A 12,294-nucleotide genomic window follows, 5' to 3' on the forward strand; every position below is an offset into this window, starting at 1 on the left:
GGAGGTATGCAGTACATGTCCTACCTGTTGTTCGATTTCCTGTTGCCGTTGCTCGGTCCCGCTGCCGCGGAGTACTGGGCACAGCTGCTGGTGATCGGCCCGCTCTAGCACGAAAATCCGGTGTTCGTCGGGGCGGCCGAACTGTGCGTCGACCCGGCGGATCCGATTTGCGGCGGCTCCGAGTTCGTGCCGCAGATGCCCCTTCCGAGTACCGCCCGATCGGTCCAGTGGCTGCGGGCGGTGTGCAGACCCGCTGGTCGGAGCAAGGCCAGTGCTGCGCAACTGGCTATCAAGTGGCCTGATCGGCTTGCCTAGAATCGTTGTCGTTAGTTCCAAGCGACCCGATTGGCGCACATGACTCAGGAGTTTGCCGTGACCACGCCCGAGACCACCAACACCATCGGCACCGCCCGCGTGAAGCGCGGGATGGCCGAGATGCTCAAGGGCGGGGTGATCATGGATGTCGTCACCCCCGAGCAGGCCAAGATCGCCGAGGACGCCGGTGCGGTCGCGGTGATGGCCCTGGAGCGTGTTCCGGCCGATATTCGCGCACAGGGCGGCGTTTCCCGGATGAGCGATCCGGACATGATCGACGGCATCATCTCCGCCGTCTCCATTCCGGTCATGGCCAAGGCCCGCATCGGCCACTTCGTGGAGGCCCAGATTCTGCAGAGCCTCGGCGTCGACTACATCGACGAGTCCGAGGTGCTGACCCCCGCCGACTACGCCAACCACATCGACAAGTGGAACTTCACCGTGCCGTTCGTCTGCGGCGCCACCAACCTGGGTGAGGCGCTGCGCCGGATCACCGAGGGTGCGGCCATGATCCGCTCGAAGGGCGAGGCGGGCACCGGCGACGTCTCCAACGCCACCACCCACATGCGCAAGATCCGCGCCGAGATCCGCAGGCTGTCGTCGCTGCCCGAGGATGAGCTGTTCGTCGCCGCGAAGGAACTGCAGGCGCCGTACGAGCTGGTACGCGAGATCGCGCAGACCGGCAAGCTGCCGGTCGTGCTGTTCACCGCGGGTGGCATCGCCACCCCCGCCGACGCCGCGATGATGATGCAGCTCGGCGCCGAGGGCGTATTCGTCGGCTCGGGCATCTTCAAGTCCGGCAACCCGGCCGAGCGCGCCGCCGCCATCGTCAAGGCCACCACCTTCTACGACGACCCGGATGTGCTGGCGAAGGTCTCGCGCGGTCTGGGCGAGGCGATGGTCGGCATCAATGTCGAGGAGCTGCCGGTCGACCACCGACTGGCCGAGCGCGGTTGGTGATCCGGCGCTACCGCTGAACTGAATCGACGCCCGCGGCAAGGGATTCCACGATCCGTTGCCGCGGGCGTTATTCGTCTCTGCGGCGCTTAGCCGCTCGTGTATGCGCTCAGATCAATCCACGATCACAGGCATAGTCTGCGGCCTGGGTGTGGTCGCGCACGCCGAGGCGGCTGAGGATATTCGATACGTGTTCTGCGCGGTGCCCTCGCTGAGATCCATCGTGCGCGCGATCCCCCCGATTGGCCGCGCCGCCCGCGCCGCCCGCGACCAGTCGCAGGGTGGCGCCGAACTCGTCGTCGGCCAAAGAACCGCGCTCACACACCTCTGCCTGACCTTCCTACTCCCGGCTCCGTCATGCGGACCGGCTATCTCGCCGGTATCGGCATGATCTGGTTGGCGTCGATCGTATGGTTGAACGCGGGGCGGGCCGAAGCTGTTGCGCATCCCACACAGTTGTCTTATTCCCGCCACAGAGTTGATGGCTAATTTCGGGATTCGGTCGGTGACCGCGCGGGCAGTTCGCGCGGCACCGGCGGGGTCACGGACCTGTCCGAATGACAAAGGAGATTCAATTGAAGCTTCATAAGTCCGGGCGTATCGCTATCGCGGGTCTGGCCGCCGTGGCCGCACTCAGCTTGTCGGCGTGTGGCAGCGACGACTCGAAGACGACCCCGACCAAGGCGTCCAAGACCAGCACATCGGCGGTGGCCAACCCGAACCTGCCCCCCAAGCCGACGGTGGCGGAGTTGAATGCCGCACTCGGCCGCGCCTTCGATCCGTCGGTGCCCAGTACCGAGAAATTGGAATCGGTGCAGGGTGCGGAGGCCGATCCGGATCTGCCGAACCGCTTGGCGGAGGCGGCGAAGAACGCCAATGCGCAGATAACGGTCACCGATGTCACCTCCTTCGGTGACAGCGTGACCGCCAAGGCGAAGTTCGTCGTCAATGGTCAGGAGAACATGGTCGACGTGCCCTTCGTCGCCGAGAACGGCAAGTGGAAGATCGAGAAGTCCTGGGCCTGCACCATGCTGACCAACCTGGGCCAGCAGTCGCCGGCCTGCGGTTAGTTCGCTGCGGCCCGACCGCTGTGGGTTCGGCCGGGCACGGTTCATCTCGGGTGGTGGGCGCATGTGGCGCTCGCCACCCGAGGTGTTTGTAGGCGCAACCGGTCGAGGCTCGGCGGTGGGGGAGTGGTGCCGCTCGAATTGTGCTCGGCGGGAACAGGATTGGTTTCGAAGCAGCCTGCGGGAACCCGATGACGAGTTCGGCATGTCCGGCAATTGGCAGCGGGCGGTACGAGACGGAAGGTTCGGGTGAATCTGTTGCCGACGAGGCAATGAATCATCTGCCTACTTAGATATGCGCATTTAAACATGAAATGTCAAAAGTCCCGCAGGGGAACCGCACGTCAAGAACATTGCAAGGAGGGGGAGCCGCTCGAGTCGGAAGCCGGCTATTTCCGGGCGTCGTCATCGATCCGCAGCGCGGGCCTATCGGGATGTTCCCAACGAATGAAAAAGGTTGGGGCATAGGGATTGTCCCGATCGTGGCGCAGAATGGCGGGAATGGTCCACTGTGCCTCCGGCGCGGTGCGGCGGCGCAGGGCGGCCTCGGACATATCGAGTCGCACCGCCAGATCGAAGCTCAGCCCCCGGCCGAAAAGCATGGGACCCGCAATCAATAGGACGGTGTCGGGCGCCGCGCTGCGGACGGGGGAGCGGGCGGAGCGGTCGCGGTCTTCGTCCCACAGTGCCGGAAGCCAGCGCGCGTCCTCGCGGAGCGCGCGAATGACCTCGCGATCGAGCGCCGCATAGTCGAACCAGGCTGCACGATAAGACATTTCGTCGGTGCGCCCGAATTCCATCCGGAGCGAGGCCGGCCGGATGTAGTCGTGCAGCGAGACCACCTCGGCGGCACGTCCGGTATCGCGAAGGGCGGTGGCGATGCGGTCCGCGATCGCCAGCGGTTCGGCGGCGTCGGCACCGTCGATTGCGATCACCGCGCGCCCGCTGATCTCGCGGATGCGGTCGGTCAGGAGTTCGACAAGTCCGGCATGGCTGATCGGATCGAAATGCGGCACCGGCCCATCCCATCAAAACCTGTCGGCGCACCGCATTCTGGGCGGCGGTTGCGGCCGTTGCCGATCGATCACGGGCCGGCCGAGCGGAGCCCGCGTAGGCGCGCCGGTTAGTGTCAGCCGCATGGCGACAATCGAAGAGGCGCTGGAGATAGAGCGGCTAGAGCGGGATATCTTCCGTGGTGCGTCCACCAAGACCCAGCTCCCGCGCACATTCGGCGGCCAGGTTGCCGGTCAGGCGCTGGTAGCGGCGGTACGGACGGTGGAGCCGCGGTTCCAGGTGCATTCGCTGCACGGGTACTTCCTGCGTCCGGGCAATCCGGAAGAGCGGACCGTCTATCTGGTGGAGCGGATCCGGGACGGCCGGTCCTTCTGTACCCGCCGGGTGACCGGCGTACAGGACGGCGCCGCGATCTTCACCATGTCGGCCTCGTTCCACATCGGTGACGCGGGTCCCGAACATCAGGATGTGATGCCGCAGGTCCAGGCGCCGGACGGGCTGCCGGATGCCAGCACCACGATGAGTCCGGAACGGCTCTGGGCGATGCGCGAGTGGGAACACTGGGATATCCGCACCGTGCCCCAGGATGTGGTGGCCCGCCGCGACGGTGTCGTCTCCCAGCAGCAGGTGTGGTTCCGCTACCGGCATCCGCTGCCCGACGACCCGGTGGTGCACGTCTGCACCCTCGCCTATATGAGCGATATGACCCTGCTCGGCTCCTCCAAGGTCATCCACCCCGACGAGCCGACCCAGAACGCCTCCCTCGACCACGCCATGTGGTTCCTGCGCCCGTTCCGCGCCGATGACTGGCTGCTCTACGACCAGTCTTCCCCGTCCGCGGGCTTCGGCCGTGCACTGACCGGCGGCAAGATCTTCAACCGGCAGGGCGAGTTGGTCGCGGCGGTCGTGCAAGAGGGTTTGATCCGCACCTTGCGCGAGGACTGAGCCTCACCAGGGCCGAAGATCACCCGGTGACCCATAGATCTCGGTGACCGAGCGTCCGCGGTGGTGCGCGGGTGGCCGCCACGCACCACGGCGAACTACCCGTGAGCCCGCATGGGGCTCATACCACCTGGACACGTAGGTGGCAGACCACGGTGTCGGTCATTCGGCGGAGTTCGCGTTCGAGTTCATCGCTGCGGTGGCTGGGCAGCACGCGGTCCCAGCCGGTCGGCGGATCGATCTCGGCGATGACGACGACCTTGCGCCGTCCTGGGAAGTTCTCGCGGACGTACCGCGCGACGGGTCCGCCGACGGTGGCGTCGCTGTCCTCGAGCAGCACCAGCCTGACCTCGGGATGCCAGGCCTCCCATGCCTTGGCGAACGCCCGCACCGATTCACCGGGCAGGCAGACATGGACGGCGACAACGTCTTTGCCGATGGACATGGCAGCCGAGAGCGCCTCGCGGCTCAATTCCGAGACCTCGGAGATCGGTACCACGATCGCCGTACCAGCGGCCCGCGGCTGGTCCGGAATCGTGCCGTTGCCGCGGCAGCCGCCGATCTTGGTGTAGGCCCCACGCACGCGTTCCATGCCGAGCACCAGCGCGGGCAGCACCAGCACGATCAACCAGGCGCCTTCGGTGAATTTCATGGCAGTGGTGACGATCGCGGCGACGAAGGTGAGCACCGCACCGAAACCGTTGAGTGCGATCCGCCAGCGCCAGCCCTCGCCGCGGTCCTGTAACCAGTGCCGGACCATACCGGTCTGGGCGATGGTGAACCCGACGAAGACGCCGATCGCGAATAGCGGGACGAGCGCATTCATATCTCCGCGCGCCGCGATCAACAGCACGGCCGAGGTGACGCCGAGGGCCAGGACACCGTAGCGGTACACCTGACGCGGTGAACTGACCGCGAATCGGTGCGGTAGGCAGTTGTCGTCGGCCAGGATCCGGGTGAGTGTCGGCAGTCCGCCGTATGACGTGTTGGCGGCCAGCGCGAGCAGTACGACGGTCGCGAATTGCACAACGTAGTAGCCGATCCCGTGGCCGAGGGCGGCCTCGGTCAGCTGGGAGAGCACCGTCGTGCCGTCGATCGGCTGCAAGGAGAACTTCTTGATGAGCACCGCCAGCCCGATCAGCATGACGCCGAGCAGCGCGCCGAGCGCCACCTCCGCCCGCTGTGCGCGTTTGATCTTCGGTTCGGCGAAGCTGGGCACCGCGTTCGCGATCGCTTCGACGCCGGTGAGCGCCGCGCAGCCGCTGGAGAATGCCTTGAGCAGCAAGAGCACGCCAACGGTGTGGAGATCGCTGACGGCCGCGGCTCCGGTGGTGACGCTGGCCGGTTCCGAACGCACCAGCCCGCCGATTATGACGGCGAAGATGCCCGCGACGAACACGATGGTCGGAATCATGAAGGCGCGCGCGCTTTCTCGGATGCCGAGCAGATTCAGCGCGGTGACCCCGATGAGGATGGCCGGGCAGATCCACACCGTATACCCGTGCAGCGCAGGGAATGCCGAGGTCAGTGCGGCCACCCCCGCGGCGATCGAGACCGCGACATTGAGGATGTAGTCGACGATCAGCGAGGCCGCGGCGACCAGGCTGGTGCGGCGGCCCAGATGCCGCTTGGCCACCGCGTATGCGCCGCCGCCGTCGGGGAAGGCCGCGATCACCTGCCGATAGGAGGCGACCAGTACGGCCAGCAGTGCGGCGATCGCGAGGGTGACCGGCAAGGTCATACCGAGTCCGGCGCCACCGGCCGTGGCCAGTACCAGCACGATGGCTTCCGGCCCGTAGGAGACCGATGCCATGGCATCGAGGGACAGTCCGGCCAGGCCGGTCGACACCGTCAGCCCCCGGCGCGGCGAGACTCTATTCGCTTCTCCACGGGGCTCAGGCGCCTTGCGTGGCAACACGGCAATCACATCTGTGAGTGTCGACCGATTTCCGCCCGATGAACCCGCTCTTGATGCAACGTTGACGGTCACCGTGAGCAGGACCACAGCACCCCCGCCTCGTAAGCTCGTGGCGTGAACGTATCGGTCGCCTCGCCTGTTCCCGGCGCGCAGCAGATTCCCGCCCGGCCCACCATTGGCGTGCTGGCGCTGCAGGGCGATGTGCGCGAACATGTCGCGGCGCTGGCGGAATGCGGCGCCGAACCGGTGCTGGTGCGGCGTGCGTCGGAGCTGGCCGCGGTGGACGCGCTGGTGCTGCCCGGCGGCGAATCGACCGCTATCAGCAAACTGCTCGAGGTCTTCGAACTCCTCGAACCGCTGCGTGCGCGGCTGCGGGAGGGTATGCCCGCCTTCGGATCCTGCGCCGGGATGATCCTGCTCGCCTCCGAGGTGCTCGACACCCGCCCCGATGCGAAACATCTGTCCGGTATCGATATGACGGTGCGCCGCAATGCTTTCGGCCGCCAGGTCGATTCGTTCGAGACGGATCTGGAATTCGCGGGCCTGAACGGCGGTCCGATGCGCGCGGTCTTCATCAGGGCGCCGTGGGTGGAGCGGGCCGGCGCGGGGGTCGAGGTATTGGCCACCGTCCCGAGCGGCCCGTTTGCCGGGCGCATCGTCGCGGTGCGGCAGGGCAGGGTGGTCGCGACGTCGTTCCATCCGGAAGTCACCGGCGATCTGCGAGTGCACAAGATGTTCGTCGATCTGGTCCGCGACGACCAGTAGTCGCCCTCGGAAAGTCGTCGCGACCGGACGAGTAGGCTGAGAGAGTTGTCTACCCGGCCGGTGCGGGTACCGTGCGCACGATCAGACGTGCTGTCGACTGGAGGAAGTAGGGAATGAGCGGCCACTCCAAATGGGCCACCACCAAACACAAGAAGGCGGGGATCGACGCGAAGCGCGGCAAGCTCTTCGCCAAGTTGATCAAGAACATCGAGGTGGCGGCCCGCACTGGTGGCGGTGACCCGGCGGGCAATCCGACGCTGTACGACGCCATCCAGAAGGCGAAGAAGTCGTCGGTTCCGAACGACAACATCGAGCGTGCCCGCAAGCGCGGCGGCGGCGAAGAGGCGGGCGGCGCCGACTGGCAGACCATCATGTACGAGGGCTACGGCCCCAATGGTGTCGCCGTGCTGATCGAATGCCTCACCGATAACCGCAACCGCGCCGCGGGCGAGGTGCGCGTCGCGATGACCCGCAATGGCGGCAATATGGCCGACCCGGGCTCGGTCTCCTATCTGTTCCACCGCAAGGGCGTCGTCACCCTGGACAAGAACGGCCTCTCCGAGGACGACGTGCTGATGGCGGTGCTCGACGCGGGTGCCGAGGAGGTCAATGACCTCGGGGAATCCTTCGAGATCATCAGCGATCCGTCCGATCTGATCCCGGTGCGCAAGGCGCTGCAGGACGCCGGAATCGATTACGACTCCGCCGAATCCGGCTTCCAGCCGTCGGTATCGGTCGCGGTCGATCTCGATGGCGCGCGCAAGGTGTTCAAGCTGGTCGACGCGCTCGAGGACAGCGACGACGTGCAGAACGTCTACACCAATGTCGACATTCCCGACGAGGTCGGCGCTCAGCTCGAAGAGGACTGAGTCGACCCCATCGGGTAACTCCGGGGCGGTTCGCGCAGCTGCGGACCGCCCCGAGTGCGTCCACGGGTCGGTCCGTCCCGGTGGACGGAGCGACCCGGACGGTGAGTCGGGTGCGCGGACGTCGAGCGCGGAGAACTGCGCGGCGCTGCTGGAACTTATTCCGCGATTCTGGTGCGGTCGGACCACTCGTATACCGGCAGCCGCCCTTCGGGCGTATCTGCCTCGCGGTTGGTGACCTTGAAGTGCTCGTATCCGCCGCGGAATTCGACTTTGAGCTCGACGCCGGGCGGTGTGATCGGAACGATGCGCGCTGGCAAGTCTTTCGGCCCACCTTCGAGGACAGCCTTCACAACATTGCTCATCCTTCGGATGGTAGATCTCTGATGTGATGCCCGCCACAAACGCGGCCGTGCAACCCGCGTAATCGCAGCCGACGATGTCAGCACCGTAACGATTTCGGCTCAATTCCTGATATCGGATTCGAGTACCGCGACAACCGTCGCGGCGACCCGATCAGGCTCCAGAACACCGAGAACTTGTCCTGCCCGGAAAGAGACCAACCCATGAGTCGATCCCTTGCCGACGAGCGTCCCGGCCATTCGACCGACCTGAATGTCACCCTCGCCCCGCTCGCGGTCGCGACGGGACTGATCCTGCTTATCGCCGCCTGCGCGACGATGAACCGGATGCCCGGCTGGGCCGACGACTACGGTGCGAGCCTGGTGTACTTCGCGATCTTCCTGTACGTGGCGATCGCCGGGCGTTTGACCTGGTGGGGCGCCGACATTCTGATCCGCGCCGCGAAGAAGCGCTGACCAGGCCGGACCTGACGGTGGATCGCATCGCGGGCGAGGTCGGCTTCGCCACCGGCAGCTCGCTGCGCCAGCACCTACACGATGCGATCGGCGTCGCACCGCTGGCCTATCGTCGGACCTTTCGTGCCGAGTCGGAGCCGCCAGCGGAGTCGCTGGGCTGACCCACGGCTCAATTCATCGGTCGCGCAATCGGTTTCAGGTCGCGTCCGGCACCGGGAGTCCGACCCGGGCGACTATCCAGGGAAACGACGAGGTGAAGGCGGCCGCGGCGAACTGCCAGGTGTGGCCGCCCTGGGTGGTGTGGATGGTGCAGTCGATGCCGACGTCATGTCCTGCGGCACACAGCTTTTCGGCGGCGCCGACCTCGCCGGTGTCGACAACACCGTCGTGGCCGCCGAAGCCGACGGTGTCGTCGTCGACCGCCGCGGACTGGCGTGCACCATGGGATCCCGGACCGGATTTGGGTGGGGTGAGATCGTCGAACAGACCGGCCATATCGGTGTACGGGCCGTGTTTGCCCATGACGGTGATCGGGTCGAAGGCGGCCCAGCGGTCGGCGTCACCGCCGAAAAGGCGTTTGATCGTCTGCTCTTTGGTGCCCGAGGTCGGGCCCAGATCACCCGCGATATCGACGAAGGTGCGCACCAGCTCGGGGTGCATGACGGCCAGGTCGACCGCGCAGGTGCCGCCCATCGACCAGCCGACCACGGCCCAGTTCGCCGGATCTGCCGACGCGCCGAAGCGAGATTCGAGGTAGTCGGGCACATCTCGGGTCAGATGGTCGGCGGCGTCGCCGCGCGGACCGTTCACGCATTCGGTGTCGTTATTGAAGCTGCCGCTGGAATCGACGAAGACCAGAATGGGGGCGCGGCCGCCGTTGGCGGCGGTGAACTTGTCCACTTCGGGCATGATCTGGCCGCTGCGCATCCAGTCCGCGGGGGTGTTGAACTCGCCACCGATCATCATGACGACCGGCAGGGTGGGCGGTGTCGGACCGGCGAACCAGGCCGGTGGCAGGTACACGTATTCGGTGCGATGCGGAAATCCGCTGCCCGCGTCGGGAATTCGCACCGGCACGATCTTGCCGGTGGTGACGTTCGTATTGCGCAGTGCGGGCAGGGCGTCGATATCGGTCTGGTTCGGCAGCGGGCCCGCGGTGAGCGCATTCCAGGCCGACTGCACGGTGGGGTAGTAGCCGACCCACTGATCGAGCACGATGCCGGTGCTCAACAGTGCCAGGGGTATGGCGAGCACCGAGACGCCGCGCCGCCACCAGCGCGCGCTGCGCCAGCCGAGCGCGGCGACGGCGATGGCCGCGACCGCTGCCCCGGCACAGGCCCACAACTCGATCGGCGCCGGATCCGAGGCCAACCCCTGATCGTTCACATACGCCCATGCGGCCACCGCACCCGCCGCACCGAGCGCCGCGCACACCGGCAGCAGCACCAGCCGCCAGCGCCGGGTTCGCCAGCCGATCGCGAGGATCAGCAGGGCCACCGCGATCAGTTCGACGGTCAACGGTAACCAGCCGTGCAGCAGCGAAATCCCGTGATGGGAGCCGTATTGGTAGCTCGGATTCAGATTCGCCGACGGCAGCCGTGGCGGCGGTGGCGGCGTCACGGGGGTCGCGGGCGCGGCGAGCAGGGCACGGACTACGGGCACCTACGGCATTGTCGAGACCATTCCTCGAGAAACCCTGTGAATCCGCTCCAGCAAAACTGTGGTTCGCTGCCGAACCGGTGCGCGTTGCTGAAACGCAGCAGGCTCCGGGGGCGATTCAGAGGCAGAGCTGAAGCGGACTCCGAATGGCCATGTCCAGTAAGGTCCTATCGCCGGTTGTGCAGGATTCAGGAGGGGTGCACGTGACCTATCAGCCACCGCCGCAGTATCCGGGTTATCCTGGGCAGGGGTATCCGGGCTACCCGGGCTATCCGCCGCAGCCACCCAAGGGAAAGCCGGTGTGGCCCTGGGTATTGGGCGGTGTCTTCCTGGCGATCGTGCTGACCGTCGGCGGGTGTGTTGCGGTGTTCGGATCTATCGCCTATCGGATCGACAAGGAGTCGAAGAAGGAAGTCGCGGTGACCTATGAGGTCTCCGGCACCGGCACCGCCGATATCACCTTCACCAGTGGCGATTTCGACAGCTCCAATGCCAACGACGCGCCACTGCCCTGGACCAAGGCGGTGACCCTCACCGGATTCGTCCGTTCGGGTCGGGTGTCGGCCACCGTCAGCGGGTCCAGCGGCGGCACGGTGAGCTGCCGGATCCTGCGCGACGGCAAGGTGGTCGTCGAAGATTCCGATTCCGGGTCGTACGCGTACGTGAGCTGCTCTCACTCATTCGACTGAATCGGGTCCCGACGTCGAATCCCGGACGGGCGCCGTGTCGTTGGTGAACGGTGCCCGCGCGGTCCACTAGACTCTCGAACAGTTGTTCGTGTCCTTCGAGAGGGGATCGTGTGCGGGTGATGGGCGTCGATCCGGGGCTCACCCGGTGCGGCCTCAGCATCGTCGAAGGCGGGCTGGGGCGGAAGGTGACGGCGCTCGACGTCGACGTGGTGCGCACCCCTGCGGATATGGATCTCGCACACCGGCTGATGGGCGTCGCCGATATCGCCGAACACTGGATGGATACGCACAAACCCGATGCGGTCGCGATCGAGCGGGTGTTCGCGCAGCACAATGTGCGCACCGCGATGGGCACCGCGCAGGCGGGTGGAGTGATCGCGCTGGCGGCGGCGCGGCGGGGCATACCCGTCGCCTTTCATACCCCGAGCGAGGTGAAGGCTGCGGTCACTGGCAATGGCACCGCGGACAAGGCTCAGGTGACCGTGATGGTGACGCGTATCCTCGGCCTGCAGGTCGCGCCGAAACCGGCGGATGCGGCCGATGCGCTGGCCCTGGCGATCTGTCATTGTTGGCGGGCGCCGCTGATGGCGCGGATGGCCGAGGCCGAGGCGCAGGCCGCCGATGCACAGCGGCGGTATACCCAGCGGCTTGCCGAACAACGGAAGGTGGTGCGCCCGTGATCGCGTCGGTACGCGGTGAGGTGCTCGAAATCGCGCTCGATCATGTGGTGCTCGAGGCGGCGGGCGTCGGCTACCGGCTCAATGTCACCCCGGCGACGCTGTCGACGCTGACCCGCGGCGAGGAATCCCGGCTGTTTACCGCGATGATCGTGCGCGAGGACTCGATGACGCTGTACGGATTCGCCGATACCGAATCCCGTGACCTGTTCGGTCTGCTGCAGACCGTCTCCGGCGTCGGTCCGCGGCTGGCCATGGCGGTGCTCGCGGTGCTCGAGCCCGAGGCGCTGCGCAAGGCGCTCGCGGAGAGCAATGTCGCGGCGCTGACCCGGGTGCCCGGCATCGGTAAGCGCGGCGCCGAGCGCATGGTGGTCGAGTTGCGGGATAAGGTGAATCTGGTTCCGGTGCAGACGGGTCCGCCGGGTACTACGCCCGCACCGGTGCTCACGCCGGTGCGCGAGCAGGTGGTCGAGGCCCTGATCGGACTCGGCTTTCCCGCCAAACAGGCGGAACCGGCGGTCGATGCCGTACTCGCTGATCAACCCGCCGCCGGCACCTCGGCCGCATTGCGCGCAGCGCTCGGCTCGCTCGCCAAGAACCGGTAAGC

General features: G+C 66.5%; 15 protein-coding genes. 10 read left to right on the plus strand and 5 right to left on the minus strand.

Annotation, left to right across the window (positions count from 1 at the left end; all coding sequences use genetic code 11):
• Positions 1–372 precede the first annotated feature (372 nt).
• Positions 373–1,275, plus strand: coding sequence for a pyridoxal 5'-phosphate synthase lyase subunit PdxS (gene pdxS / locus ABZW16_RS00685; RefSeq protein WP_354950678.1), 903 nt, complete (start codon positions 373–375; stop codon positions 1,273–1,275).
• A 106-nt stretch (positions 1,276–1,381) separates the two neighbouring features.
• On the opposite strand, the gene ABZW16_RS00690 is transcribed toward pdxS, so the two are convergent.
• Positions 1,382–1,597 (minus strand): hypothetical protein, encoded by a 216-nt coding sequence (locus ABZW16_RS00690; RefSeq protein WP_354950680.1) that lies wholly within the window; start codon positions 1,595–1,597, stop codon positions 1,382–1,384.
• A gap of 250 nt (positions 1,598–1,847) precedes the next feature.
• Between ABZW16_RS00690 and ABZW16_RS00695 the strand changes: the two genes are divergently transcribed.
• Complete coding sequence (locus tag ABZW16_RS00695; RefSeq protein WP_354950682.1) at positions 1,848–2,342, plus strand: hypothetical protein; 495 nt, start codon at positions 1,848–1,850, stop codon at positions 2,340–2,342.
• A 386-nt stretch (positions 2,343–2,728) separates the two neighbouring features.
• On the opposite strand, the gene ABZW16_RS00700 is transcribed toward ABZW16_RS00695, so the two are convergent.
• Positions 2,729–3,355: a hypothetical protein gene (locus ABZW16_RS00700; RefSeq protein ID WP_354950683.1), complete on the minus strand. Its 627-nt coding sequence runs from the start codon at positions 3,353–3,355 to the stop codon at positions 2,729–2,731.
• Between the two features lie 121 nt (positions 3,356–3,476).
• On the opposite strand from ABZW16_RS00700, the gene ABZW16_RS00705 reads away from it, so the two are divergent.
• Positions 3,477–4,298: an acyl-CoA thioesterase II gene (locus ABZW16_RS00705; RefSeq protein WP_354950685.1), complete on the plus strand. Its 822-nt coding sequence runs from the start codon at positions 3,477–3,479 to the stop codon at positions 4,296–4,298.
• Positions 4,299–4,416: 118 nt separating this feature from the next.
• Here the strand turns inward: ABZW16_RS00705 and ABZW16_RS00710 are convergent, their stop codons facing one another.
• Positions 4,417–6,108, minus strand: coding sequence for an APC family permease (locus tag ABZW16_RS00710; protein ID WP_354950903.1), 1,692 nt, complete (start codon positions 6,106–6,108; stop codon positions 4,417–4,419).
• A gap of 261 nt (positions 6,109–6,369) precedes the next feature.
• Between ABZW16_RS00710 and pdxT the strand changes: the two genes are divergently transcribed.
• Entirely contained in the window at positions 6,370–6,978 is a 609-nt protein-coding gene (gene pdxT / locus ABZW16_RS00715; protein WP_354950905.1) for a pyridoxal 5'-phosphate synthase glutaminase subunit PdxT, read from the plus strand.
• A gap of 113 nt (positions 6,979–7,091) precedes the next feature.
• Positions 7,092–7,847: a YebC/PmpR family DNA-binding transcriptional regulator gene (locus ABZW16_RS00720; RefSeq protein WP_354950687.1), complete on the plus strand. Its 756-nt coding sequence runs from the start codon at positions 7,092–7,094 to the stop codon at positions 7,845–7,847.
• Between the two features lie 155 nt (positions 7,848–8,002).
• On the opposite strand, the gene ABZW16_RS00725 is transcribed toward ABZW16_RS00720, so the two are convergent.
• Entirely contained in the window at positions 8,003–8,209 is a 207-nt protein-coding gene (locus tag ABZW16_RS00725; RefSeq protein WP_354950689.1) for a DUF5988 family protein, read from the minus strand.
• A gap of 201 nt (positions 8,210–8,410) precedes the next feature.
• Between ABZW16_RS00725 and ABZW16_RS00730 the strand changes: the two genes are divergently transcribed.
• Both ABZW16_RS00730 and ABZW16_RS00735 read left to right on the plus strand, forming a co-directional pair.
• Entirely contained in the window at positions 8,411–8,662 is a 252-nt protein-coding gene (locus tag ABZW16_RS00730; protein WP_354950691.1) for a hypothetical protein, read from the plus strand.
• A 17-nt stretch (positions 8,663–8,679) separates the two neighbouring features.
• Positions 8,680–8,823 (plus strand): hypothetical protein, encoded by a 144-nt coding sequence (locus tag ABZW16_RS00735; protein ID WP_354950922.1) that lies wholly within the window; start codon positions 8,680–8,682, stop codon positions 8,821–8,823.
• 34 nt (positions 8,824–8,857) lie between these two features.
• Here ABZW16_RS00735 and ABZW16_RS00740 read toward each other — a convergent pair whose 3' ends face one another.
• Positions 8,858–10,324, minus strand: a complete 1,467-nt coding sequence (locus ABZW16_RS00740) for an alpha/beta hydrolase-fold protein (protein WP_354950692.1) — start codon at positions 10,322–10,324, stop codon at positions 8,858–8,860.
• 200 nt (positions 10,325–10,524) lie between these two features.
• Here ABZW16_RS00740 and ABZW16_RS00745 point away from each other — a divergent pair, with 200 nt between their 5' ends.
• From ABZW16_RS00745 to ruvA, 3 genes are all read left to right on the plus strand, one after another.
• Positions 10,525–11,010 (plus strand): MmpS family transport accessory protein, encoded by a 486-nt coding sequence (locus ABZW16_RS00745; protein ID WP_354950694.1) that lies wholly within the window; start codon positions 10,525–10,527, stop codon positions 11,008–11,010.
• A 110-nt stretch (positions 11,011–11,120) separates the two neighbouring features.
• On the plus strand, positions 11,121–11,690 hold the full coding sequence (gene ruvC, locus ABZW16_RS00750) for a crossover junction endodeoxyribonuclease RuvC (protein ID WP_354950696.1): 570 nt from the start codon (positions 11,121–11,123) through the stop codon (positions 11,688–11,690).
• Complete coding sequence (ruvA, locus tag ABZW16_RS00755) at positions 11,687–12,292, plus strand: Holliday junction branch migration protein RuvA (protein ID WP_354950698.1); 606 nt, start codon at positions 11,687–11,689, stop codon at positions 12,290–12,292. Before ruvC ends, ruvA begins: the two co-directional genes overlap by 4 nt.
• Positions 12,293–12,294 lie beyond the last annotated feature (2 nt).

The sequence above is a fragment of the Nocardia sp. NPDC004604 genome (assembly GCF_040609795.1).
Lineage (GTDB): Bacteria > Actinomycetota > Actinomycetes > Mycobacteriales > Mycobacteriaceae > Nocardia.